Raw genomic sequence first — 25,307 nt, 5'->3', positions numbered from 1 at the left:
GATTATGGCAGCATTTGAGCATTTTACGATCATGCTTGAATCACCGCTCATTGTCGGGGCGGCCGTGTTGTTTATGTTTGTGTATGCGGCCCGCTACAAGAATCCCAAGGACTAAAGGAACGATTTACGGGAGGCAGGCTGTTCCTTGAGGGGATGGCCTGTTAAAGCTTTTTTTCCTTTTGAATTTGTTTGATTTATACTAAACATTATATAAGTGCGTGTTCAAAAAGTCAGGTTTTCAGCACCAAGAAGGTTGGATGAAGCTAGGGACTGAGGAGCGGAGCGTACTTGGGGTACGTGAGCCCCGGAAGGCCCGGCTGAATTCAAGATTCGATGTCGAGTCCGCTCCCTGATTTCCTTCGTGATCAAAAGATGACTTTTTGAACAACCTCTATAAGAATGAACCGGATGCATCCGCCGATGAAATATACAGTCACTCGGACGGACGCCATCAAGGAGAGGAGGCCATTGGGGAATGCCCAAATACCGCTTCAACAACATTGATAATGTAAGTACGGATAAAACGCTCAAGCAATTCCGGCAATGGCGTGAAGAGCGTCGTCGCAAAATAAAAGATTATTCCTTTGCGGTCCCGTTTCATACGGCGGACGTAGAGTTTCTGCATGGCAACAGGGAGGAGACCACGGTGACATGGATCGGACATTCCACGTTTCTGATCCAGTACCTAGGACTGAATATGGTTACCGACCCGGTATGGGCCGAACGCATGGCCTTGAGCCGCCGCCTTGCGCGGCCGGGGATTCCCATTCAGGATGTTCCCCCGCTCGACGTCATTCTTTTGTCCCACTCTCACTATGATCATATGCATATCAACTCCCTGCGCAAATTGTATAGTGCGAAGACGCAGTTGATCGTGCCGTCCGGTTTGAAATCGAAAATGATCAGGAAAGGCTTCCATAACTGTGTGGAGCTGAATTGGTGGGAACACATTACGGTCGGCGGGGTCCGGATCAGCTTTGTGCCGGCACAGCATTGGACCCGCCGAACGCTCACGGATACCAACACCTCGCATTGGGGCGGGTATGTACTGGAATCCGAGAAGCATCTTCCCGGTCATGGAGGAATTCCGCAGAATGATAAAGACAGCGGGACTGAGGAGCCAGTACCGCCAACGCTGTATTTTGTGGGAGACACCGGATACTTCCGCGGCTTTAAGGATATCGGGGAACGGTTTGATATTGACGTAACGCTGATGCCGATCGGTGCTTATGAGCCGGAATGGTTCATGACCTCACAGCATGTCACACCCGAAGAAGCGCTGCAGGGGTTCCTGGATACCGGGTCCGAGCTGATGGTGCCCATGCATTACGGGACGTTCAAGCTGGCGGACGATACACCGAAGGAAGCGCTGGACAGACTGGAGGCGGAGCGGAGGCGTCTAGGCATCGCCAAGGAACGCATCCGTGTGCTGGGACATGGGGAAATGCTGCGGATTGAAAACCGGAAGATCAAAACGGGTTCTTTAACCTGAAAATAGAAAACCAGATAGAACAAGGGCGGAAGGTTCAAATCCGCCCTTGTTCTATGTTATAATACAAAGCTAGGACACGGATTTATGCCAAAATGAATAAAGGACGGTAATGCAAATATGATCAGTACAAGCGGCGTAACGCTTAGATATGGCAAGCGCCCACTTTTCGAAGATGTAAATATCAAATTTACACCAGGTAACTGTTACGGCCTGATCGGTGCAAACGGAGCCGGTAAATCAACGTTTCTGAAAATTTTGTCCGGGGAAATCGAGCCTAACAGCGGCGAGGTCCATATGACACCGGGCGAACGCTTGGCCGTACTGAAGCAGAACCATTATGAATACGATGAGTTTCCGGTGCTGGAGACCGTTATTATGGGCCACACCCGGCTTTATGAAATTATGAAAGAGAAGGACGCGCTGTATGCAAAGGCTGATTTCTCCGAGGAAGACGGACTGCGCGCCGGCGAGCTTGAAGGGGAATTCGCGGAGCTGAACGGCTGGGACGCGGAGCCTGACGCTGCGGCTCTCCTGATTGGCCTTGGCATTCCGCGCGAGTTGCATGACAAGAAGATGGCTGAGCTGAGCGGCAATGAGAAGGTGCGCGTCCTGCTTGCACAGGCATTGTTCGGACGCCCCAACAATCTGCTGCTTGACGAGCCTACGAACCATTTGGACCTGGAGTCGATCCAGTGGCTGGAAAATTTCCTGATGGACTATGAAGGCACTGTCATCGTTGTATCCCATGACCGGCACTTCCTGAACAAGGTCTGCACGCATATCGCGGATATCGATTTCGGCAAAATCCAGATGTACGTCGGCAACTACGACTTCTGGTACGAGTCCAGCCAGCTTGCGCTGCAGCTGACACGCGATGCGAACAAGAAAAAAGAAGAGAAAATTAAAGAGCTGCAGGCGTTTATCCAGCGCTTCTCGGCCAATGCCTCCAAATCCAAGCAGGCGACATCCCGCAAAAAGCAGCTGGAGAAGATTACGCTGGAGGACATCAGGCCTTCCAACCGGAAATATCCTTTCATTAACTTCAAGCCTGAACGCGAAGCCGGCAAGCAGCTGCTGACGGTGGACCGCTTGAGCAAAACGGTGGAAGGGGAGAAGGTGCTGGATGAATTCAGCATCGTGGTCAACAAGGGTGACAAGATCGCGTTTGTGGGCCCGAACGGTCTGCCCAAGACCACTTTGTTCGAAGTTCTGATGAGCGAGAAGCAGGCGGATGCCGGGGAATTCACGTGGGGAGTTACAACGAGCCAGGCGTATTTCCCGAAAGACAATTCCAGTTACTTTGATGGGGTTGAACTGAATCTGGTCGAATGGCTGCGCCAATACTCCAAGGATCAGGACGAGACCTTCCTGCGCGGCTTCCTGGGACGCATGCTGTTCTCCGGTGAAGAAGCCTTGAAGAAAGCCAGCGTGCTGTCCGGGGGCGAGAAGGTCCGCTGCATGCTGGCAAAAATGATGCTGAACGGTGCCAACGTGCTGCTGCTGGATGAGCCTACGAACCATTTGGACCTCGAATCCATCACAGCGCTCAATAACGGCCTGATTGATTTTGACGGCACCATTCTGTTCACATCCCATGACCATCAGTTTATTCAAACCATAGCGAACCGTATCGTGGAAATTACACCGAACGGTGTCATCGACCGCGTGATGACCTATGACGAGTACCTGGAGAGCGAGGAAATCAAACAGCTTCGCGAGCGTATGTACCCTGTGGAGATATCTTAATAACTTTCCACAGAGCTTTCATATTGAACAAAAAAAGGGAGTCCCGAAGGTCTGTTGACCTGGGACTCCCCTTTTTCATGCTCTGAACGGGACGCTTATGAGCCCCCGGTACGACGGCGTTGGTTATTCGGTTTTTTCGTATTCTGGCTTTTCAGAGTCTTGGTTTGCCCGCCATGATACCCGCCGCTCTGTTGGCCGCCTGCCTGCTGCTTCTTCTGGGCAAGCTTCTGCCGGACCGCTTCCGCCAAGTCAATTTTACGGGGCTCCTGACGATTCTCCTTGTCCTGATTATCACTCATCATAAATTCCTCCTGATGCCGCCAGGTCGGGGCCTGAAATGGAACTGCATGCGGCGCATACTGAACCCATTTTATATGTTTTTAACGGGCCGGACAAGGGCAATATGAATAAAGGCAAGTAAGGTGAAATCAGATATTTTGCTCTAAAGAAAAATAGTTTCTTATATACTACACGAGTGAACATAAGCAATACTTTTTCGCTGTCACTACAGGCATGCAGACAAGAAACACTGTTTCTCTAGACCCACTGAAGTTTTGTCTGTTACCATTAGGAAATTGGTTTGGCCATTATATTATGGGTAAGGAGTGTCTACATTGCCGGATGTGTACGAGGAAATTCGCAGGGGGGAGAAAGGAGCCTGGGTAAGCATAGCGGCTTATCTTATTCTCTCGGCTTTTAAAATTATATGCGGGTACCTCCTGTTCTCCAGCGCCCTGCTTGCGGACGGATTTAACAATGTTACGGATATTGTGGCTTCCATCGCCGTGCTGATCGGTCTGCGCATTTCCCAAAAGCCGCCGGATTCCGATCATGCTTACGGGCATTTCCGTGCAGAGACGGTAGCCGCCTTGATTGCGTCCTTCATTATGGCTGCGGTAGGGCTGCAGGTGCTGGTGGAGGCGGTCCGGTCCATCTTCGAGGGCGGCAAGAAGGAGCCCGAAATCCTGGGTGCGGGGGTTGCGGTGATCAGTGCCGTCGTCATGCTGGGCGTATACCTGTACAACCGGAGGCTTGCCCGTGCGATCAATAACCAGGCCTTGATGGCCGCAGCGAAGGACAACCTGTCCGACGCCATGGTGAGTATCGGGGCAGCTGTCGGGATTATCGGTGCGCAGTTCGGTCTGCCGTGGCTGGATACGGTAGCCGCCATTCTTGTAGGTTTGCTGATCTGCCGAACTGCCTGGGAAATTTTCCGGGATTCCACGCACACGCTGACGGACGGCTTTGATGAAAACCAGCTCTCAGACCTGCGCAGCACCATTGCCAGAACCCCGGGAGTGGAAGCGATCCGGGATGTAAAGGCGCGTGTCCACGGCAATCATGTGCTGGTGGATGTCGTGATTGAAGTGAAACCGGATCTGTCGATTATTGAAGGCCATCAAATCAGCGACAAGATCGAAGAGCGGATGAAAAAGGCGCACAACATTATGCATGTGCACGTCCATGTAGAGCCAGGCGGCGTGAAGTAAAAAAAGGATTTCCTCAGGAGCGGGATGAGGAAATCCTTTTTACATATTGATCGCCATCATTTTTGAATTTCAGGTTATTGTCATATTGTCGTTCAAAGACACAGGAATATAAAACATTCAGTACATAATCAATCGCAACCTGGGAGGAAAACGTAGCAATTTTGGAGACACCCGTCTCACTCACAGGCAGCGGCAGCACAACATCGCATAATTTCGCCAGCATCCCTTCAGCCTCTGAGGTAATGGCGATTTGCTTCACCCCTTTGTCCCTCATCATGGAAGCATACTCTATAAAGTCAGCATGACCTCCTTGATAAGTGATAAAGATAGCGCAGTCTTCCTTGCCGGCATTGAAGGCATGGTAACCCTGCTCATTGAGGAAATTGCTCAATTGCACCGGGCGGTTGATTTTTAACATTTTATTTTGAAAGCTTGCCGCGCGAATCATGGAATCGCCAACGGCAAAGAGATAAATCATACGGGATGTTTCAAGGATGGATGCCGCCTCATTCAGGCTTTTTTCTGTAAGCATGGAGCTGGAATCCAGCAGTGTCTGCTGACTGAGCTCACTGATCCTCCTGGCAATGTCCATGGAGCTTTCTTTTTCTCGAAAAGGCATGTTTACGTCTACGGGGTATAGCTCGTCGTAATGCCGTTCCAACTCGGAGGCGAGTACGATTTTAAACTGCCGGAATCCGTCCATTCCCAGCTTTCTGCAAAAACGGATGATCGTCGGATTGGAAGAATAGGTCTCCCTGGCAAGCTGATGGATGGTCATGTGCAGAACCTTTTCCTTATTGTCGATAATGTATTGTGCAATGGCCCGTTCAGAATCGGACATATTATCCATTTTGATTAATTTTTGGAGCATGTGTGTATCCTCCCGACCAAGCCAAACCTTACTTCAGAAATGGCTTTTCGTTACCTAAGGTACGCTGTTGTAACGGCATATATATAGAATCACCGTACTTTAATTATAATCTTGGCCGGATGCATCCACAATTGACTGTGACGAACTATAATAAAGCTCGACATCGTACAATTGTACTGGCTGAGGAGTTGAAGGCATGAAAATAGGAATTGCAGGGAACGGAATGATCGTGAGATTTTGTCTGGATGCGCTGCAGGAAATTGAAGCCATAGAATGCACAGCTATTTGCGTCCGCAAAGATGCAATCGAAAAAGGTGAAAAACTCGCCAAAACTTACGGCATAGGAAAAATCTACACTGATTACGGAGCCATGCTCAAGGATGCCGAAATTGATTTTATTTATATCGGGATCGTTAACAGTCTTCATTATGAATATGCCAAAAAAGCTTTGGAGGCAGGCAAGCATGTGATCGTGGAAAAGCCTTTTACTTCCACACTGCAAGAGGCAGTATCGCTGGAGAAGCTTTCGCGGGAAAAAAAACTGTTTCTCTTCGAAGCCATAACACTGCTCTATTCCCCTAATTATCAATTTATCAAGGAGCAGCTGCATCTGATTGGTGATATTAAGCTCATTCAATGCAACTTCTCCAAGGTGTCCAGCAGATACTCCGATTATGCGGCCGGAACGGTTCTTCCGGCGTTCGATCCTTATTATTCGGGCGGTGCGCTGTATGATATTAATATTTACAACCTTCATTTTGTTGCCGGGTTATTGGGAATGCCGCAGGAGGTGCGCTATCTTGCCAATAGAGGGCATAACGGAATAGATACCTCTGGTGTTGTTACTCTCCGTTATGACCAATGTCCCGCTGTATGCTGCGGCGCCAAGGATTCCGATAGCGACAGTTTTATTACGATCCAGGGCGAAAGGGGCTTTATCCGGCTGGACAGTCCGCCTAATCTGGCCGACTCGGTTATTGTGAGCATCGGGCAGGACAAGAGGACCAGCAATTTTAATAAAGTACAAAATCATATGGTCAATGAGTTTGTGGCCTTTGCAGAAATGTTCCGTTCCGGTAATTATGATGAGTGTTATCAGAATCTCCGCCACTCGGTATCGGTGATCGACATAGCCTGCCAGGCCCGGCAGGATGCAGGAATACGTTTTGCGGCGGATGAGTGAGTAATCATGTAAGCAAAACACGATAGAGGCATTATCAATCAGCGTTCCCTTACGGGAGAGGCTGATGGTAATGCCTTTATTTTTTAGAGTTCAGTCCCAGCCTTACCGCCATGCTGTAGCCGGACGGCCCGAAATTATATTTTTTTCGCAGTTCGATCAGATTGGGGCCGAAGGTGTGTTCCAGCGTTTCACGGTGCGCCTGCAGCATTTCATAGATGTACAGATCGTGAATAATGACCTCGGTGATCGGTATGACGAGGCCGGGGTGCATCGTCCAGGCGGCGCGGCTGTCGGTACCGAGGGACACGATGCCTGCTACCACTTCGCGGTCGTCCGTGCTGGCGATAATCCAGCGGCCGCCATATTCCTCCGTTATCTCTTCACTCGAATCATGGGGGTACACCTGCGCAAAATCGAATTCCAGTTTTCCGTACACGACAATCAGAATCTCTACACCCCGCTCTGCTGCCTCACGCAGTTCCGGTTCAAGCAGCAGCGCTTCCTCCGTCCAGATCTCCAGCAAAATCCGCCCGGACGCCCGATGAATCGCTTCCTTCGTGCGGCTCAGGATGGCCTCAAAGCCGGTGATATTCCAAATATTTTCCCGGTTCAGGGAGACGTAGGAGTAGTGGGTGAGCGCTGCTTCGGCAGCCTCGAAGGAGGATTCGATTTTGCTTTTTTTCAGCCGGATCAGCTCCTGCGGCGGCAGCGGGGTATACAATGACGGATCTTCATGGCTGACCATCACCTCACCGCGCTCCACCAGGCCGTTCAGCACTTCATAAATTTTTGAGCGGGGCACGCCTGAATTCAAAGAAATCGCATACCCCGATAAAGGCGATTTATCAAGCAGCGCCAAATATGCTTTGGCTTCATATTCAGTAAAATTCAAATTCTGCAGCATTTTGATGATTTCCGATTTCATCCTTGAACCTCCTGATCCTCACTTCGCGCAAAAGCCTGTTTTCGTTCGTTTATCCGATTATACTCCATTATTACACTTGACACCCTATCATGCCAATGCTATACCTTTTATGTAGTGACTACATAAGTAGCGACTAATTATTATGGTCATAATAGCCAGGAGGTAGAGCATGGATACTTCAACTGATACCCGAAAGCCGGGTATGGAACAAGCACAAAGCAGCAGAAGCCTTTACTTGACCGCCGCTGTTGCTGCCATATTGATTTGGAGTACCTCATTTGTAGGGACCAAGGTCGCTTATCATTCCTTTCCTCCTCTTACTCTGGGGGCTGCCCGTTTTCTCATTGCTTCAGTCATTTTGGGAGTGGTGATGCTGGTCAGAAAAGAATTTGCCTTACCCGCGCCGAAGGATCTGGGGTGGATGGCATTGAGCGGAGTACTGGGAACAACGCTATATTTCGCGCTGGAAAATATCGGACTTGAACTGACAACGGCTTCAAGCGCCGCCCTGATCGTCGCCTCTTACCCGGCTATTACCGCACTGCTTGAATTTATATTTTACCGTGTGAAAATTTCCTGGCTGAAGGGGCTGGGGATTGTAATGGCTGTAGCGGGAGTGTACCAGATTTCAGGCGGCAGCCCGGGGGGCGGTTCGGGGCAGCTGACAGGCAACCTGATTCTGATTGCCGCAGGCATTATATTCGCAGCCTACAACTTTACAACACGCAAAGTGGTCAGCAGTTATTCGATGGTAACCGTTTCATTTTACCAGACCATCGCCGGGACAATTGCTTTTATCCCGCTTGCCCTGCTCGAAAGGTCCAGATGGCAGGCCCCGAGTGCGGAATCGCTCTGGATGCTCCTTTATCTGGGGATATTCTGCTCGGTGGCAGCATTTATGCTCTATAATTACGGGCTGCGTGGCCTTAGCTCCGGCACCGCTATGACACTGATGAATCTGGTTCCTCTATTTGGTGTGTTCTTTTCGGCGGTGTTCCTCGGGGAGGTCATGCATATTTACGATTGGATCGGCGGCATATTGATCATTGCCGGGGTTATGCTGAGCGTGAGGGAGAAACAGGCTGCTTGAAAAGGCATTTGTGCCGTATAAAACGGCATACGGTAAAAGGACATACATACTCTGTCGAACTTCTCCATGCTTTATTATGGTTTTCGCAGAGCACAAACCCAATTAAACCTTTGTAGCTGCGGGGTTCTGAGGAATTCGAATCCCCTCCTTGCAAGTTTGCCGATTTCATGCTGCGAAAGTTAAGGCTTGACAGGCTAGCCGCCCGTCGACCGTGGCAAGGCATGTGAACTTGCTGCCCTGGAGCTTTGCACCATTATCCCATTGGATCAGGTAAAGAAAAACAGAAAGCCTGGAACCGAAAATATACTTTAGGCACGTTAAAGAAGATAACGAATCAAGTGTGGCACGAAAAAAACGCCTGTTGTTACGCTATTCAGGACCATCGAATGGGTCTATTATTTTTTTGATCGAGCCTTTATGGAGAAGCAGATCGATTCGAGATCAAGAGGCGATCTTAGAGAAGGCAGAGCGTTTAGGTGATGTGAACTGACCGAGAGTCTGAGCAAAGGGGATATCATGCAAAGCTGTATGGAGAGGCAACAGACCCCAAACCCCAAAGACACCCGTCTCACTCTGGATACTAGACTCTGAGCGGGGCGAATCCCCTCTTCCAAGAAAGCTAGAAAAAAGCTGTCTGCTGATTCAGCGTCAACTCCAGCAGTGGATCTCTGTTTTGCCCAGTTACATCAAGGCCTGTTGCCGATTTCAAGCTGCAAAAGTAGAGTTATAAGTTTTCAGCGGAGTTGTACAATTCTATAACCGCAAGAAAAACTTCCGCTAAACGCGGTCTGTCTTCTATGAATGTACATCGATAAATGTTTTTATTATAATTGAGAGAAATCATGTTGGAATTTAGCAAATAATGCTGCAGAAAGCATGGAGGTCACGCATGAAAAAAAGCGCTTTAACCCTGTTGCTCGCTTCTTCGGTATTAGGCATTTTAACAGATGCAGCGTTCTCTGGCTCTGCCTCGGCTGCACCGGCTGCTGCTGCCGGACAGAGTGCCGTAATTCAAACCGCCGTCCGCTTGCGAACGGCACCGTCGATGGACAGTGAAACTGCCGCTTTTCTGAAGCAGGGGGATACGGTCACGATCCTCGGACAGGCGGACAATTATTGGTACAAAGTAAAGACAGCCGCCGGTCTGACGGGGTACACAAGCAGCTCCTCTCAATACATAAAGATCGGCGGGAGCGCGTCTTCACCGGTACTAAACGTCCCTGCTACAGCGGCCGTCCCGCAGAAGCCTGCCGGTTCATCAGCTTCCGTTAAAGTGACAGCGGATTCAACGGCCACCTCTATCTCCGGACAAGCCGGCCAGACGGGAACGATTCAGACCGCTGTCAATCTGCGCGAACTGCCATCCACGCAGTCCGCTGTCCTGGGCGTGCTTGGAACAGGTGAAGTGGTCTCCATTCTTGATACAACCGACCCTTACTGGTATAAGGTGCAGACCTTCGGCGGCCTGAGCGGTTATGTCAGCTCTTCGGAAAAGTTTCTGAAGAAGGGGGGCATCCTTGGGTCCTCTCCGGTTTCGACATCTCCTGCATCATCTCCGTTTGCTGCTTCCACCTGGAGTGAGCCTGTTCTTTCCGCTCCGCCGGTGCAGCAGATTGAGCCTGCTTACACGGGAACGGACGTGTCCGAGGCAATCGACGAGGTCATCGCTACCGGGATGAAGTATTTGGGCACACCGTATGAATTCGGTTCCGACCGGAACACGACAGATACGTTTGATTGCTCGGACTTTATCCGGCAAATATTTCTGGAAGGGCTGGGCTACCAGCTTCCAACGGATTCCCGCCAGCAGGGCAGCTGGGTTCAGCAGAACAGCGAGCCTGTATACGACATTTCCCTTCTGAAGCGCGGGGACCTGGTATTCTTCGACTATGCAAGCTCAAGGGCGGAAGCCGAAGCAGGGCTCGGTTTGCCGAATTCCACTATTTCGCATGTGGCGATTTACCTGGGGAACAACCAGCTTTTGCATACATTCTCGGCGACTGCCGGAGGTGTTAAGGTTACCGATTTCAGCAAAACCTGGCAGGATCATTTCCTGTTTGGGGGCAGTGTGGTTGACCGCATTTTAAAATAAAATCATCACAGTAAAGCTCTGACTTTGGCGGGCCAATGGCCTCCCGTGGTCGGGGCTTTTTTGCGCAGTATATCTTTTGTGCAGAGGACTTGCACTTCTGGGCTATGGCCCGCATATCGTTTCGCATATCGTTTGTTTCGTGCCCTAATGGAAGGGGTAACTAAGCATTACAAAGCAATACCCAGACATCAGCGACAGAAAGCGAGGTTAGTTTATGCTAACACAAATCAGTATCTTTATTATCGCAGTCGCGTTTGCAGTGCTTGTATTTTTTCTGGTCAGGACTCTTCGCTCGGCCTCAGCCTCATTGGAGAAGGTAACAGATACGCTGCTGGAGGTGCAAAAGACGATTAATGAACTAAGCTATGAGGTCAAACAGATGCTGCGCCATGCGAACGACATCACGGTGGATGTGGAGAACAAGATGAAGCAAATCGATCCGGTCGTGACGACGGTGAAAAATCTGGGGGATGTCCTGGCGGAGATTACGGCAGCAGGCAAGCAGCTGTCCACGACGCTCATGTCCAAGCTGCAGCAGGCGAAAACAGCCCGTGCCGCAGCGAAGCAACCGGTGTCGGCGAAACCGTCCCAGCCCTCTGACCGCACGTTCCAAAGTTATGATGCGGTATACAGCAAATCCGGCAAAGCGAGAAACTGGCTGGCCTATGTGGACATCGCGGCCGGGGCATGGAGCAGAATGCGAAGCAGATAAACCGCCGCCGAATCCGTCTACCGGAAACAATGAAAATCATTGAAAGGGTGAGCAGAATGATGATGGTCCAACTGATGATACTTTCAGCCTTGCTTTCTCCTTTTTCCGGAGCGGATGCGGTTCCGGCTGCTGCTTCGCCGCCGTCTGCGGACAATGCAGTGCAGGCGGTGGCAAGGCACCCGGGGCAGCCCTCCTCCATGTCCGATTTTATGACCTTAAACGGCATCTCACTTGATGACAGGGAAGAAGATGTTCTTCGCAAAAAAGGAAAGCCGCTGAAGGTTACGGAAGACTGGCTGCTTCACTCAACCGAATACCATTATACTGACGCCGTGGTAGGCATTCGGGACGGGTATGTTGATTATGTGCATGTAGACCCGGAAGCCAAGCAGGTCAAAATCAATGACCGCTGGCTGCCGCTGAACCGGGGCACGCTTGCCCAGGAGCTGGGGGGCGTCCAGTTTGCGGCAGAAGACGGGGATGTCTACATCCGGGGACATAAAGCCATTAAGGTTTATACTAATCCGACGAGCGGAGAGCTGCTGGCCGTAGAGCTTTTCGCCGAAAGCTCACAGTAAATGTTTCAAAACCGCCACAGCAGGTTAATGATACAGCGTACCTGAGTCGGCGCCGAAAAGTGAAATATGAATATGGTTAAGGAGAGTGAGAACGATGAATTCGACGAATGCGCATGCTTATGCAAAAGTGGTGGAAAACGGGGTGCAGGCCGTTGAAACGGTTAAGGAGCTGCGCAATACAGGCTACCGTTATGAAGACGTGTTTGTATTGGCACACAGCCAGGACCGTACGGACCGGATTGCCGGGACAGCTGATGCAAAAGAAATTGGCATGGAGGAAGAAGGCATGTTTGACTCTCTGGCCAACCTGTTCCGCTCACGCGGCGACGAGCTGCGTGCCAAAATCGTGTCGATGGGCTTTACCGAAGCCGAAGCGGCATTTTATGAAAAAGAGCTGGATCTGGGCAAGGTGCTTGTGATTGCGAAAAAATCCTGATTCAAACCCGCTGCTCTGCCGGGCATGACCCGGTATCATCCGTAAACACAGATAAGGAATGGGGCACGCTTGTCCCATTCCTTATCTGTGTTTATGAAAACTTGTTAAATGTACATTGATTTGAAATTATTATCCATTTCTAAATTCATGACATAGAAGTTTGTCGGCAGAGAAGTTATAGTATAGTACGTAGGTTGCCAATATCTATGGCTGAAAAAGACACCTGTCGTATTGTTTGATGAAGCAGATTATTCTCAGATGAAGAAGGAGAGAAGGATGAGAATTTTAATAGTAGACGACAATCCGACGAATGTGATCATTGTCCGGGAGATATTGAAAAAGGAAAACTACAGGGATGTGGTCTCCGCCACGTCTGCCGCGGAAATGTTCAAGGTTTTGGGGCTTGAGGACCATTCGGTTGAAATTCGTCCCCGCCCTTCAGATATTGATTTAATACTTCTTGATATGATGATGCCCGAAATGGACGGCATTGAAGCCTGCAGTATCGTTCAGGAATACGAGCATCTCAAGGATATCCCGATCATCATGGTGACGGCGGTCGGCGATTCCAAAAAGCTGGCAGAAGCTCTGGATGCGGGGGCTATGGACTATGTAACCAAGCCGATCAATAAAGTGGAGCTGATGGCGAGAATCCGGCTGGCGCTGCGTTTGAAGCAGGAGAAAGACTGGCATAAGGAAAGGGACCAGCGGATTCAGGACGAGCTCAAGCTGGCCGCGATGGTGCAGCAGGCTGTACTTAGTCCGCCCATACAGGATCCGCTTGTGCATATTCACGCTTTGTATCAGCCGTCTTTTGAGCTTGCCGGAGATTTATATTCCTGGTATCCGCTGGGGGACGGGCGCTATGCCGTTATCCTGCTGGATATGATGGGGCACGGCATTTCCTCCTCCCTGTTCTGCATGTTCATCGCATCGGTCCTAAAGGACACTGTCACTACTTACGTGGATCCTGAGAAGGTGATACAGGAGCTGAACCGACGCTTTAATCAGCTGGATCTCGGCAAGCAGCTTGTTCAATACTATTTTACTGCCATTTATATGGTGATCGACACCCGGATGCGGCGAATTGACTATGTCAATGCAGGTCATCCTCCGGGTCTGATGATCGGGAAGGATGGCAATGTCACCACGCTGGACAGCGTCTGCTGTCCGGTGGGGCTGTTCGACAAGATCGAAGTCCAGGCGGAAACGATCCACTACGAGGGGAACGAGCGGATTGTGCTGTATACGGACGGGCTGCTCGAAGCAGTGGATGGGGATCATGAACAGCAGCTGCAATATTTGATTTATCATCTGCGCGATTACCGCGAATGGGAAGAGGACGTCATGCGGAAGGCTTTCTTTGAAGTGGAAGTGCCACTGGAACGCGATGACGATAAATGTCTGGTGTGGATTTCGCTGAAAGAAGGAGAGGCTTCGGCATGAAAATCAGAAATAAGCTGCTCATCGGCTTCGGGGTGCTGATGGCGATCATAATCGTGCTGACCCTGATCGGTTATGATCGGCTGGGCAAAATGAACAGTCAGTTGGACAAGGTATATGAAGACCGCTATCTGAAGGTCCGTCAGACGGCCGTGCTTCGTGCCCAGGTGAATGATATGGCTAAAATCATGGTTAATCTGCTGCTCAACCCCGGTGCTTCCGTGCCCGAGGGAAAGCAGCAGCTGGATCAGATGATGGCCAGAGGGAATATTACTCTTGAAGCTATTAAAAGGAGCACCTCATCCGCTTCTGAACAGGTGCTGGTAGACCATGTGGAAACCTCCTGGGAAAGCTTTAAACAATATGAGGCCCGCCTTATACAGCTCCTTGGCCAGGGAGAGTATGATCAAGCCAATGCGTACAGGAACAGTACAGGACTGACTGCTCAGGAAGCCGCGGTGGAGGGAATTAATACGCTTTCCAATTATCAGGATACCGAGGTGGACAACGAGATAGCGAATACCAGAGGATTGTTCCGCGAAGCGGTCCAAACGTCAACGATCATTATGGCTGCCGGTCTGCTGTTGTCCCTGCTGATCATTCTCTGGGTGCTTCCGAGCATTACACGCGGTCTTAACACCGTAGCGCTGATGATTAACGGCTTCGGCAAAGGACGCTTTAAAGCTATCAGGCGGATGCGGGTAACCTCCAAGGACGAAATCGGTCAAATTGCGCAGGTGTTCAAAGAAATGTCCGAGGATCTGGAAGAGAAGCGGCAGCTGGAGGGGACCATCATCCAGTCGCAGAAGGACCAGACCTGGCTCAGCAACAATACGGCACGTGTCACGGAGCTGCTGCGAGGCGTGAATTCACGCGAGCAAATCGCCCAGATGTTTATCAGCGAATTCACGCCTATTCTTGGCGCCAGCTACGGCTCTATTTATTTGCTGGATGAGGAGAAGCAGCGTGATACGTTATTTGCTTTCGGCTCCTATGCCGGAGCGGGTCAAGCGATATTAAGAAAGGAAGAGTTCAGGCTCGGTGAAGGGCTCATTGGCCAGAGTGCCATGGACCAGAAACCGGTGATTCTGGACCAGGCGCCGCCGGGGTACTTATCCGTCAATTCCTCGCTTGGGGCGGCGCAGCCGACCGGCATTATGATCTATCCGATCGTGTTCGAGGACGAGCTGCTGGGCGTAGCCGAGCTGGCAGCATTCAAGCCGTTCGGAGAGCTTGAGCAGAAGCTGTTCTCGCAGCTGGTGATGAATCTTGGAGTTATTTTTAACAACGTTCAGCGTCGTTTGCGCGTGGAGCAGCTGCTGCGTGAATCGCAGGCGCTCACGGAGGAGCTGCAGTGTCAGTCGGAAGAGCTGCAGTCTCAGCAGGAGGAACTGAAGCGTTCCAATGAAAGCCTTGAGCATCAGACCGAAGAGCTCAAGCGGTCCGAAGAGCTGCTGCAGCGGCAGCAGGAAGAGCTGGAGCATTTCAATACAGAGCTGATGGCCAAAACAAGAGCTCTGGAGGAACAGGTTCAGGAAGTGGAAGAGAAGAACCTGGAGATCGAAAAGGCGCGTGCGCAGCTGGAGCAGCAGGCGATGCAGCTGGCCGTGACCAGTAAATACAAATCGGAGTTTCTGGCCAACATGTCGCATGAGCTGCGCACACCGCTGAACAGCTTGCTTATTCTGTCCCAGCTGCTGTCCGAGAACAGGGACGGCAATTTGAGTCCGAAGCAGGTCGAGTACGCTCATACCATCTATATGTCTGGGGCCGATCTGCTTAAGATGATCGACGAAATATTGGATCTGTCCAAGGTCGACGCCGGAAAGATGGACATCAATTATGAGTCCGTAGCCCTGGAGGGGCTTGAGAGATTTGTTGAGCAAAATTTTGCGCCTATAGCGGCCAAAAAAGAGCTGGAGCTGGTGAGCAAAATGGAAGGCGAACTTCCGCAAGCCATCGTCAGCGACGGATACCGTGTGAAGCAAATTTTACGCAATCTGCTGTCCAATGCTTTCAAGTTCACAGCGTCCGGTTCGGTGGAATTTACGATAGCCGAGGCGAAGAAGGAAGAGCTGCCAACCTATCTGAATGAGAACCAGCCCTATCTGGCTTTGTCTGTTCGTGATACCGGCATCGGCATTGCGCCGGACAAAACGGATCTGATCTTCGAGGCATTCCAGCAGGTAGACGGGACGACGAGCCGCAAATACGGCGGCACCGGCCTCGGATTGTCCATCAGCCGCGAGCTGGCCCGCTTGCTGGGCGGAGGCATAGAGGTACAGTCTGCGCAGGGGGAAGGAAGCTGCTTTACGCTGTATCTGCCTGCGAAGGCGGCAGCTGAGGTGCCGGATGATGCCGGCAGCGGGCCTGCGGCAAGCGAGTATGCGAGACGCGAAGCGGCCCCGATGATTGATCCTGATATGGAGAGGATCAGGGAGGGAAGCTTCCCTTCCGATGTGCGCATAAAGTCTGACAGGGAGCAGTCTGTACCGGAGGCGCCCAATCTGGAAGATGACCGGGAGCAGATTGGGCCCAAGGATAAAGTACTGCTGATCATCGAAGATGACGTGAATTTTGCGAATATTCTCATTGAGATGGCAAGAAACCGCGGTTACAAAGCGTTGTCGGCCCTGCAGGGAGATTTGGGGCTTGAAATGGCAAAAACCTATCTTCCTGACGCCATTATTCTTGATATCCAGCTGCCTGTGATGGATGGATGGTCCATTCTGGGCGAGCTGAAAAGCAACTCGTCCACAAGGCATATCCCGGTGCATGTCATTTCGGTAATTGATGATGTCAAGCAGGGCTTGATGATGGGGGCCATTGCTTATCTGAAGAAGCCTTCAACCAAAGAAAGCCTGGACAAAGCTTTTGCCCAAATCTCATCTTACATGGACAGCAAGCTTAAACGGCTGCTGGTCGTGGAGGATAATGACACCCAGCGGCAATCCATCATTGAACTTATCGAGCATGATGATGTCGCTATTACAGCCGTTTCTACCGGTCAGGAAGCGCTGGATGAACTGAAAAGCCAGCACTATGACTGCATGGTGCTCGATCTGATGCTGACGGACATGACCGGTTTTGATCTGCTGGACCGTATCCGGGATGATGAGAGTCTGAGCGATTTGCCGATCATTATTTACACGGGCAAGGAGCTGGACAGCAAGGAGGAAATGCGTCTGCGCAAATATGCTGAGTCCATCATCATCAAAGATGTCAAATCTCCGGAACGGCTGCTGGATGAGACAACGTTATTCCTGCATCGTGTGGAAGCCAATTTGCCGGAAGACAAACGCCGTATTCTGCAAAAGCTGTACAACAAAGAGGAATTGTTCGAGGGGAAAAACATCCTGCTTGTCGATGATGATATCCGCAACGTATTCGCCTTATCGAGTGTGCTGGAGGGCTATCGCATGAATGTTACCTTTGCTGAGAACGGCAAGGAAGCTCTGGAGCTGCTGCAAGGAGATACGAAGTACGATCTGGTTCTTATGGATATGATGATGCCTGAAATGGATGGTTATGAGACGATGAGGCATATCCGGAACATGCCGGAATATGAGAAGCTGCCTATTATTGCGCTTACGGCAAAGGCCATGAAGGATGACCGGGCGAAGTGCATCGAGGCAGGGGCTTCGGATTATGTCAAAAAACCGATTCAAACAGATCAGCTCCTATCATTAATGAGAGTGTGGCTGTATTCGTAGCCGGCTTTTCGGGGTAATAGATATATAACGAAACGGAATTGAACCGGCAGTATGCAAAACCTTTAGGAAGTGGAGCGAGTTTATGACAGCAAAAGATCTGGCGGAAGGAAAATCTGAACAGGAATGCAGAGTGAATGCGGATGAGCGGGAGCAGATTGAGTTGGAGCTGCTGATTGAGGGAATACACCGGTTGTACGGCTATGATTTCAGAAATTATGCCCTTCCCTCGCTGAAACGCCGCATTCATCATTGTGCCCAGTCGGAAGGGGTAAAGTCCATATCGGGTTTGCAGGAGAAGGTTTTGCACGACCGCTCCTGCTTTGACAGGCTTGTGCAGAGCTTGTCCATTCCCGTCACGGAGATGTTCCGGGACCCGCCGCTCTTCCGAGCCTTCCGTCAGAAGATCATTCCGATTTTGCGTACTTACCCGTATATCAGAATCTGGCATGCGGGCTGTTCGACCGGCGAAGAGGTGTATTCGATGGCGATTATGCTGTATGAAGAGGGGCTTTATGACAAGGCGCGCATTTATGCTACCGATATGAATGCCAGGTCGCTGCAGCAGGCCAAAGAAGGGGTTTACGGAATCGATAAAATGAAGCTGTACACTAAAAACTACTTGGCGTCCGGCGGAGTACAGTCCTTTTCGGAATATTACACAGCCAAATATAACTCGGTCATGTTTCATCCTTTCCTGCGCAAAAATATGATTTTTGCGGAGCATAACCTGGCTACGGACCGGTCCTTCAATGAATTCAATGTCATCTTCTGCCGCAACGTCATGATCTACTTCAATGATGAGCTGCGGAATCAGGTGCACGGTTTGTTTCACGAAAGCCTGAGCCGCTTTGGAGTGCTGGTGCTGGGGGCGAAGGAGTCCATCCATTTCACAGATTACAGCGACTGTTACGAGCCGCTTGACCGGGTAGAGAAAATATACCGGAAGATTAAATAGAGATGCTTAGGAGGATCCTATGGGGTTGCATGAACCGATTCATATCTTGCTGGTAGATGACCGACCGGAGAACCTGCTTGCACTGGAAGCGGTTCTTGAGAGTGAACAGTATAATCTCGTCAAGGCAACTTCCGGCGAAGAGGCCTTGCGCTGTCTGCTGAAGGATGATTTTGCCGTTATCGTGCTTGACGTTCAAATGCCGGGGATGGACGGTATTGAAACAGCCAAGCTGATCAAAGCCAGAGAGAAGACAAAGGATATTCCGATCATCTTCATTTCTGCTAACAGCAAGGAAGCGGAGCATTTGTTTGCGGGATATTCTGCGGGCGGAATCGACTATATGGTGAAGCCTTTTATTCCACAGATTCTGAAGTCGAAAATTGAAGGCTTCGTGCAAATGTATCTAACCAATAAACGATTGAAAACCCAGTCCATGCTGCTGCAGCAAAAGACGCTGGAGCTGGAAAAGATGAACCAGGAGCTGATCGCTGCCAAGGAGGTGGCGGAGGTTGCCGCGAAAGCCAAAACCGAGTTTCTGGCCATGATGAGCCATGAAATCCGCACCCCGATGAATGGAGTCATCGGCATGATCGACCTGTTGATGGAAACGGAGCTGAAGGATGAGCAGCGGGAATATGGTGATATTATACGCCGCAGCGCAGATGCGCTGGTGGCTGTCATCAATGATATTCTTGATTTTACCAAGCTGGAATCCGGCAAAATGGAGCTTGAAGAGCATCCGTTTGAGCTTAATTCCTGTATCCAGGAGGTGTTCAGCCTCTTCTCCATGGATGCCGGAAAAAAGAATCTGGAGCTGGGCTTCCATGTGGAATCTGGTGTTCCGAATGTGGTGTTCGGTGATATGGCGCGTTTGCGCCAAGTGCTGATCAACCTGATCTCCAATGCTATTAAATTTACCGACCAGGGAGGCGTTCAGTTGCGGGTGTCTGTCGAAGAGTCGGGCAAGGGCAAAGTTACCCTGGAATTTACGGTAAAGGATACGGGAATCGGCATTCCGCCGGATAAGGCGGACAAATTGTTTCAGCCTTTCTCGCAGCTGGATTCTTCCATGACGCGCAAATATGGAGGAACGGGATTAGGGCTGGCGATTTGCAGAAATCTCATTCAGATGATGGGCGGCGATATCCGTCTGGATACGTCTTCCAGGCAGGGAGCGACGTTTTTGTTTACCGTACAAATGGGTCTTCCTCAGGAACTGATGCCCGAGGATGAGCTGCAGGAGGAATGGAATTCCCTGGAGACAAGCATGCGGCGCCGCAGCGACGTATTGATCGTAGATGACCATCCTATTAATCAAAAGCTGATGGTAAACATGATGAAACGGCTGGGGCTGGCGGCCGAAGCGGTTTCCGACGGGAAACAGGCCTTGGACAAGATCCGGGACGGCCGGCATTATGATTACATTTTTATGGATCTGCAGATGCCTGTAATGGACGGACTTGAATGTACCGCTTTAATCCGCAGCAGCTTGCCGGACAGCAACCAGCCCGCAATCATCGCGATGACGGCGAATGTCATGGATGGAATTCATGCAAGGTGCCTCGCAGCAGGAATGAATGATTATATCAGCAAGCCGGTCAAAATTAACAGCATCAAGCAGGTGCTGCAGCGTCACGCCAAGGATCAGCTTCTGATGGAGGAAGCCGGATCGCGCCTTAATCAGGCTGAGTGACAGAAAATGGAACCCGGAAAGCGTGCTGTTTTTGTTTCAGCAGCTGACATAACGGGTTATTAATAAAGAAACTATTATTCGGGGGAGAGGCCTATATGAATACAAATAAAAATGATAAGTTTAACGCCAAAACCGAATTGCGTAATGGAGCATGCACCGTTTATTTGAGCGGTGAGCTGGATCTGTCGGTAGCACCCGATTTTCGTCTGGTCATGGAACCCCTGGTAGAGGAATCCGGGCAGGACTTGATTATTAATATGAAGGATCTGAAGTATATTGACAGTACGGGGATTGGCATTCTGCTGTCGATTTTAAAGGCAAGGAACGGTATGAAAGCACGCTTCATGGTTGAAGAGGTACCGGTTCGGATTCAAAAGCTCTTCGATATGACGGGTATCGCCAAGTTCTTTGCTCCACAGGAGAATTCCCAATAGGAAAGGATCGAAAAGAGGATGAATGGTGAAGTTCAGAAAGTAGTGTTACATTTGCCGGCGACCGCTGATTTTGTGGATATTGTGCGATTGAATCTGTATGGAATTGCCTCCAAAATGGGGTTCTCCTATGAAGAAATCGAGGATATGAAAGTGGCTGTATCCGAAGCTTGCAATAACTCCGTATTGTACGCATATGGCCATGAAGGAGGTATTGTTGAGGTAACCTTCGAATTTAATGATACCGAGCTAAGCATCCGTGTAAAAGATGAAGGGGAGAGCTTTGAGCGGATGAATGGCGCGGACGGGGCAACGCTTCATGATAAAGAGCTGGATGATGCCCAGGTTGGCGGATTGGGCTTTTATCTTATGCAGGCGCTTATGGATGACGTCAACGTGATTAACAAGGCAGGGCAGGGTACGGAAGTCATCCTTGTAAAACGCATGACAAAAAGTGAGGAGAAAGTATGAATGAAAAGGCAACTCCCCCAGAGTCCATGGATGAAGCCGTTGGTTTGATCTGGGAGTACCAACAAACCAAGGATAATGAGATTGCCACCGTGCTGATCAAAAAGTACGAGCCTATGGTCAAAATGGCCGCGGGGAAAATTGCCCGGAACCGGCCGGACCTGTACGAGGATCTGTACCAAACCGGTCAAATGGCCCTGGTGCGTCTGCTGCAGCAGTACGATATCAATCTCGGAATTCCATTCGAGCCCTACGCCATGAAGAGCATGATCGGGCATATGAAGAATTTTCTCCGCGATAAATCATGGTATATCCAGGTTCCGCGCCGGATCAAGGAGAAGGGGGCCCTCGTACAGCACGCTATAGACGAACTGACCGTCAAGCTGGAGCGTTCTCCGGACGTCAAGGAGATTGCCGAATATCTGGATCTCTCGGTTGAAGAGACGATTGAGGTGCTGGCCGGACGTGAATGCTATCATTATGTATCGCTTGATTCTCCGTTATCACAGGATGAAAGTGCCGCAACACTCGGCGAATTGATCAGCTCGGATGCGAATGATTTTGATGCGGTCGAGAAGCGCATGGATCTTCAGCAGGCACTCAGCCAGTTGAAGGAGCAGGAGCAGCAGGTGCTGCTGCTGGCTTTTCAGGAGGGACAATCCCAACGGGCGATCGCCCAGAAGCTTGGGGTTTCCCAGATGAGCGTTTCGCGGATTCAAAAAAGGGCAACCGAGAAGCTGAAGCAGATTATGTCCAATTCATCCTTATGAAATGCAACCTTTTTTACTGCAATGTCCCTGTAAAGTTCACATAAAAGGACACCCATTCTCTGTAATTGGATTGTGGGTGTCCTTTTTAAAGATGATTAAAGAGGATGGAGTGGAATTTTTGAGCAAGCGTGTTCTGGAACAACATAAACATAAGTTCAATCAAGGAGCATGGGAATGGTGGGACATTGAAAGCGATGGATGGTCAAGCCCGATCCTGGCTGAGCTGGAAGAAGAGATGCCCGAGACGGCGGCATGGCTGAAAGTGATTAAAGAAGTGGAGTCCAACTACTTGTCCGTTCACTATCTGGACGGACGGGACCCGCTGCTCTTTGGAACGCTGCATTATTCAGTGAAAGAAAGTCTCACCAGCAACCGTAATGCCAGAATGTTTCACTTTTTTGTCCATGACAGACGGCTGGTGACACTCAACCTGGATCAGAGGACCAGAATGTTCATGAGCTCGGAGGATAGAATTCGCATGCTGGACGAGGGCGAGAGCGGAGCGGACGGGCTATTTGTCCTGGTACGAATTTTGCTGCATTATTTTCAGAATGGCATGGATCATTTTGAGCTTAACCTGCGGCCCCTGGAAGAGAGCATGAAGAAGAACAACGCCAGAACGCTGATGGACAAAATACTGGATTCCCGCTTTGAACTGCTTTATTGGAGCAATATGTTTGTACCGTTTCAGGAGCTGATTTCGGCGTCACGTGAAGCGTATCTCAGTGCACTGGACGATAATCCGTTCTTTCAGCGGATGCTTTACCGTGTTGAACGCATGCAGCGTTTATTCGAGCACTATGAGCGGGAGATTGACACGCTCATCTCTATAGATAACGCCATCTCGGGCTTCCGGGGCAATGAAATCACGAAGACATTGACGATTGTAACGGCCGTCTTTACCCCTGCAACGGTGGTGGGAGCAATATGGGGCATGAATTTTGAAAATCTGCCCTGGATCAAGACACCCTGGGGCTTCACGGCGGTGATGATAGCGACGGTGATCAGCATGGTTGGCATGTACATATGGATGAGGAAAAAAGGCTTCACAGGGGATCTGCTGCGGGCGGGCAAAAAAGAGAGGAACATATAGATGTGTTAACCTGGGTGCTCCGTTTGATGTTGTGAGACGCTCCGAGAACGAAGCATTCCTACAATCGCTGTTGACCCCCAATAAAAAAAGAAAAGGGACCCTCATCAAAGAAGTTGATGAGGATCCACTGTATATCGTTTAGCTGTGTCTGGCTGCTTCCACATACTTCAGCAGCTCGGCCAGGAAGCTGCCGATGCCGGGAAGATTGAGCTGCACGAGAAAGGACAGCAGCCAGCCCAACAAAGCGATAATCAAAATGGTGCCAAGGGACAAGCCCAGCCCTCTCGCGATGCCTGCCGTCAAGTTACTGATAATGCGCTTTTTGGGATTGGAGTAGTTCTCGACTAGATCCCGGAACTGGGATTTTTCCAGGGCATCGGCCAATTGATCGAGCCGGGTGTTGAGCTTTTTGACCTCATGGCGCAGTTCAAAGGGATGCTCGTCCACCTCATAGGCTGGCATACGTTCTCCGCTGACTTTGCTCATGAATGCTATCCCCGCTTTCTGGGTTTTAAGAACGAGAAACCGTATTTATTTCGTCGTTTGCTTCCTGTGCTGCCTTAGCCGCAGTCTTCATTATGTCTTTATCCGCTTTGGCGGCTTCTTCCATCACTTCTTCGGAAGCCTGTTTTGCCGTTGATGCGACATTGTCTTTGCTCTCGGCGACGGTATTGGCTACATCGGATGTTTTTGCGGTCACGGTTTTGGCCAAATCCGATGCCTTGGCACCCACCACGGAAGCTACGTCCTTTGTCTTGGTGCCTACCACGGCAGCGTAGTCTTTGGTTTTGTCTGTTACCGACGTCATCTTGTCGGACAGATCGCTGCGCAGCTCACGGCCGGGCTTCGGTGCGAACAGCAACGCAGCAGCCGCTCCCAGAAGACCGCCGATAAACATTCCTTTGGCAAATGTGGAACCGCTTTGTACCGGATACTGAGTTTCCGCTTTATTCATCCCAATCACTCCTTTTCAAGATTTGTCTGCAGGCCGCAGTGTAAATCCGTTTAACTTGCCCGTTTGAGCAATCTGGACAGCATGCCGAGCAGGAAGACGAAGACAGCTGTTCCGATAATGGCCGGGACGACTGCGAAGCCGCCGATCACCGGACCCCAATTACCGAATAACAGCGCACCCAACCAGGCTCCGATGAACCCCGCGACCATCGCACCGATCCATCCGCCCGGCATTTCATTGCCTGCCACGGCGTTGCCGATCCATCCGATAATTACGGCCATCACGATACTGATAATGATGCCCCAAATGGTAAACGCCTCCCTTCTTGTGAGAGCTCATATCATTTGCTTTGCTTACCTTCGTATTAAACGCAGTGCTGACGGCTGAAACAGGAACCGAGGTGGCATGATGCGCCCAAGCCTACCGTTTTCCCGGAGGGCCGCTGTTTCGAATCCATGCATACAAGGAAGGTATTGTGAGCCACAACCAGAGGGCTCCTGCAATATAACCTCCCGCCACGTCGCTCGGATAATGAACGCCAAGATAGATACGGCTCAGACCGATCAGCAATATCAATAAAGCACCTGCAACGAGAGGAAACGAGATGGAGCGGTCGTGAGCGCGGTTGTACATGCCCCAGACCGCAAAGAGCGTCCCGTAAAAACCCATGGCAACCATGGCATGTCCGCTGGGAAAACTGTAGCCTCCTGCTTCGGTCAAATGCTGCAGGCCTGGTCGGTCACGATGAAGCATCAGCTTGACCAGGGTGTTCAGGACCCACATGGCTGTAAAGCTGACCAGAACGGAAAACGCGGTGATGCTATTTTTTCTTCCAAGCCAGAACCATAAGGCAAAAGCAAGCGCTGCAAGCAGGGTAAACCGGAACGAACCGAGCGTTGTAATAAAAAGGGCTGCGGGGAGAAGACGGTGAAGGACGTCACCGGGGACGGGAAATATCAAGGACTGCAGCCATACATCCAGCCGGAGCAGCGGCTCTGTTCCGATCATTCTGGCGAGGAGCACAAGCAGCCAAAGGATAAAGGGGATGATGAGCGCTGCGAGGGCAATGCGGCGAAGATAGCGGTAAAAATGGGTGCACTGAAAATTCATTTTTGCTGGCAGCCTCCTGTACTTCGGTCATTAAGTCCGCTGTTATCCAATCTTTGATTAA

The 25,307-nt window shown here is 50.5% G+C and carries 25 protein-coding genes; 18 read left to right on the top strand and 7 right to left on the bottom strand.

Going from position 1 to position 25,307, the window contains the following annotated elements; translation table 11 throughout:
• Positions 1 to 4 precede the first annotated feature (4 nt).
• The 3 genes from ACE5KN_RS31145 to ACE5KN_RS27555 all read left to right on the top strand — a co-directional run bounded on the left by ACE5KN_RS31145 (position 5) and on the right by ACE5KN_RS27555 (position 3,238).
• Complete coding sequence (locus ACE5KN_RS31145; RefSeq protein ID WP_445993931.1) at positions 5 to 115, top strand: cytochrome bd oxidase small subunit CydS; 111 nt, start codon at positions 5 to 7, stop codon at positions 113 to 115.
• Between the two features lie 360 nt (positions 116 to 475).
• On the top strand, positions 476 to 1,492 hold the full coding sequence (locus ACE5KN_RS27560) for an MBL fold metallo-hydrolase (protein ID WP_375528216.1): 1,017 nt from the start codon (positions 476 to 478) through the stop codon (positions 1,490 to 1,492).
• A 117-nt stretch (positions 1,493 to 1,609) separates the two neighbouring features.
• The gene (locus ACE5KN_RS27555; RefSeq protein ID WP_375528217.1) at positions 1,610 to 3,238 is read left to right on the top strand and encodes an ABC-F family ATP-binding cassette domain-containing protein; all 1,629 of its coding nucleotides are present in this window, start codon (positions 1,610 to 1,612) and stop codon (positions 3,236 to 3,238) included.
• Between the two features lie 95 nt (positions 3,239 to 3,333).
• On the opposite strand, the gene ACE5KN_RS27550 is transcribed toward ACE5KN_RS27555, so the two are convergent.
• Positions 3,334 to 3,537 (bottom strand): hypothetical protein, encoded by a 204-nt coding sequence (locus ACE5KN_RS27550; protein WP_375528218.1) that lies wholly within the window; start codon positions 3,535 to 3,537, stop codon positions 3,334 to 3,336.
• Positions 3,538 to 3,852: 315 nt separating this feature from the next.
• Between ACE5KN_RS27550 and ACE5KN_RS27545 the strand changes: the two genes are divergently transcribed.
• On the top strand, positions 3,853 to 4,728 hold the full coding sequence (locus ACE5KN_RS27545; RefSeq protein WP_375528219.1) for a cation diffusion facilitator family transporter: 876 nt from the start codon (positions 3,853 to 3,855) through the stop codon (positions 4,726 to 4,728).
• 13 nt (positions 4,729 to 4,741) lie between these two features.
• Here ACE5KN_RS27545 and ACE5KN_RS27540 read toward each other — a convergent pair whose 3' ends face one another.
• The gene (locus tag ACE5KN_RS27540) at positions 4,742 to 5,599 is read right to left on the bottom strand and encodes a MurR/RpiR family transcriptional regulator (RefSeq protein WP_375528220.1); all 858 of its coding nucleotides are present in this window, start codon (positions 5,597 to 5,599) and stop codon (positions 4,742 to 4,744) included.
• Between the two features lie 196 nt (positions 5,600 to 5,795).
• Here ACE5KN_RS27540 and ACE5KN_RS27535 point away from each other — a divergent pair, with 196 nt between their 5' ends.
• Positions 5,796 to 6,782 (top strand): Gfo/Idh/MocA family protein, encoded by a 987-nt coding sequence (locus ACE5KN_RS27535; RefSeq protein ID WP_375528221.1) that lies wholly within the window; start codon positions 5,796 to 5,798, stop codon positions 6,780 to 6,782.
• Between the two features lie 76 nt (positions 6,783 to 6,858).
• Here ACE5KN_RS27535 and ACE5KN_RS27530 read toward each other — a convergent pair whose 3' ends face one another.
• Positions 6,859 to 7,707, bottom strand: coding sequence for a TrmB family transcriptional regulator (locus ACE5KN_RS27530; RefSeq protein ID WP_375528222.1), 849 nt, complete (start codon positions 7,705 to 7,707; stop codon positions 6,859 to 6,861).
• Positions 7,708 to 7,876: 169 nt separating this feature from the next.
• Between ACE5KN_RS27530 and ACE5KN_RS27525 the strand changes: the two genes are divergently transcribed.
• The 13 genes from ACE5KN_RS27525 (at position 7,877) to ACE5KN_RS27465 (ending at position 23,181) form a co-directional block, all read left to right on the top strand.
• On the top strand, positions 7,877 to 8,797 hold the full coding sequence (locus ACE5KN_RS27525) for a DMT family transporter (protein ID WP_375528223.1): 921 nt from the start codon (positions 7,877 to 7,879) through the stop codon (positions 8,795 to 8,797).
• A gap of 889 nt (positions 8,798 to 9,686) precedes the next feature.
• Positions 9,687 to 10,889: a C40 family peptidase gene (locus ACE5KN_RS27520; protein ID WP_375528224.1), complete on the top strand. Its 1,203-nt coding sequence runs from the start codon at positions 9,687 to 9,689 to the stop codon at positions 10,887 to 10,889.
• Between the two features lie 214 nt (positions 10,890 to 11,103).
• Complete coding sequence (locus ACE5KN_RS27515; RefSeq protein WP_375528225.1) at positions 11,104 to 11,601, top strand: DUF948 domain-containing protein; 498 nt, start codon at positions 11,104 to 11,106, stop codon at positions 11,599 to 11,601.
• Between the two features lie 29 nt (positions 11,602 to 11,630).
• Complete coding sequence (locus ACE5KN_RS27510) at positions 11,631 to 12,179, top strand: hypothetical protein (protein ID WP_375528226.1); 549 nt, start codon at positions 11,631 to 11,633, stop codon at positions 12,177 to 12,179.
• Positions 12,180 to 12,273: 94 nt separating this feature from the next.
• Positions 12,274 to 12,615: a YflT domain-containing protein gene (locus ACE5KN_RS27505; protein ID WP_375528227.1), complete on the top strand. Its 342-nt coding sequence runs from the start codon at positions 12,274 to 12,276 to the stop codon at positions 12,613 to 12,615.
• A gap of 276 nt (positions 12,616 to 12,891) precedes the next feature.
• Positions 12,892 to 14,061 (top strand): PP2C family protein-serine/threonine phosphatase, encoded by a 1,170-nt coding sequence (locus ACE5KN_RS27500; RefSeq protein ID WP_375528228.1) that lies wholly within the window; start codon positions 12,892 to 12,894, stop codon positions 14,059 to 14,061.
• Positions 14,058 to 17,771 carry a response regulator gene (locus tag ACE5KN_RS27495; RefSeq protein ID WP_375528229.1) on the top strand — a complete coding sequence of 1,238 codons (3,714 nt, stop codon included), beginning with the start codon at positions 14,058 to 14,060 and terminating at the stop codon, positions 17,769 to 17,771. The genes ACE5KN_RS27500 and ACE5KN_RS27495 overlap by 4 nt, the downstream gene beginning before the upstream one ends.
• A gap of 82 nt (positions 17,772 to 17,853) precedes the next feature.
• Complete coding sequence (locus tag ACE5KN_RS27490; RefSeq protein ID WP_375528230.1) at positions 17,854 to 18,726, top strand: CheR family methyltransferase; 873 nt, start codon at positions 17,854 to 17,856, stop codon at positions 18,724 to 18,726.
• Between the two features lie 19 nt (positions 18,727 to 18,745).
• Positions 18,746 to 20,419 (top strand): hybrid sensor histidine kinase/response regulator, encoded by a 1,674-nt coding sequence (locus ACE5KN_RS27485; RefSeq protein WP_375528231.1) that lies wholly within the window; start codon positions 18,746 to 18,748, stop codon positions 20,417 to 20,419.
• Positions 20,420 to 20,514: 95 nt separating this feature from the next.
• Positions 20,515 to 20,853 carry an STAS domain-containing protein gene (locus tag ACE5KN_RS27480; protein WP_375528232.1) on the top strand — a complete coding sequence of 113 codons (339 nt, stop codon included), beginning with the start codon at positions 20,515 to 20,517 and terminating at the stop codon, positions 20,851 to 20,853.
• Between the two features lie 18 nt (positions 20,854 to 20,871).
• Positions 20,872 to 21,321: an anti-sigma B factor RsbW gene (gene rsbW / locus ACE5KN_RS27475; protein WP_375528233.1), complete on the top strand. Its 450-nt coding sequence runs from the start codon at positions 20,872 to 20,874 to the stop codon at positions 21,319 to 21,321.
• Positions 21,318 to 22,088 carry a sigma-70 family RNA polymerase sigma factor gene (locus tag ACE5KN_RS27470; protein ID WP_375528234.1) on the top strand — a complete coding sequence of 257 codons (771 nt, stop codon included), beginning with the start codon at positions 21,318 to 21,320 and terminating at the stop codon, positions 22,086 to 22,088. The genes rsbW and ACE5KN_RS27470 overlap by 4 nt, the downstream gene beginning before the upstream one ends.
• Positions 22,089 to 22,206: 118 nt before the next feature.
• A complete protein-coding gene (locus tag ACE5KN_RS27465) occupies positions 22,207 to 23,181 on the top strand; it encodes a magnesium transporter CorA family protein (RefSeq protein WP_375528235.1) in 975 nt (324 codons plus the stop codon).
• A gap of 138 nt (positions 23,182 to 23,319) precedes the next feature.
• On the opposite strand, the gene ACE5KN_RS27460 is transcribed toward ACE5KN_RS27465, so the two are convergent.
• The 4 genes from ACE5KN_RS27460 to ACE5KN_RS27445 all read right to left on the bottom strand — a co-directional run bounded on the left by ACE5KN_RS27460 (position 23,320) and on the right by ACE5KN_RS27445 (position 25,246).
• A complete protein-coding gene (locus ACE5KN_RS27460; RefSeq protein ID WP_375528236.1) occupies positions 23,320 to 23,667 on the bottom strand; it encodes a DUF5665 domain-containing protein in 348 nt (115 codons plus the stop codon).
• A gap of 25 nt (positions 23,668 to 23,692) precedes the next feature.
• Positions 23,693 to 24,136: a YtxH domain-containing protein gene (locus ACE5KN_RS27455; RefSeq protein ID WP_375528237.1), complete on the bottom strand. Its 444-nt coding sequence runs from the start codon at positions 24,134 to 24,136 to the stop codon at positions 23,693 to 23,695.
• A gap of 50 nt (positions 24,137 to 24,186) precedes the next feature.
• The gene (locus ACE5KN_RS27450) at positions 24,187 to 24,444 is read right to left on the bottom strand and encodes a GlsB/YeaQ/YmgE family stress response membrane protein (protein ID WP_375528257.1); all 258 of its coding nucleotides are present in this window, start codon (positions 24,442 to 24,444) and stop codon (positions 24,187 to 24,189) included.
• 112 nt (positions 24,445 to 24,556) lie between these two features.
• Entirely contained in the window at positions 24,557 to 25,246 is a 690-nt protein-coding gene (locus ACE5KN_RS27445; RefSeq protein ID WP_375528238.1) for a phosphatase PAP2 family protein, read from the bottom strand.
• Between the last annotated feature and the right edge of the window lie 61 nt (positions 25,247 to 25,307).

The organism is Paenibacillus terreus, from assembly GCF_042138595.1.
Classification (GTDB): domain Bacteria; phylum Bacillota; class Bacilli; order Paenibacillales; family Paenibacillaceae; genus Paenibacillus; species Paenibacillus terreus.
Note: the sequence above shows the minus strand (reverse complement) of the source record. Positions and strands in the feature narration are given on the sequence as shown.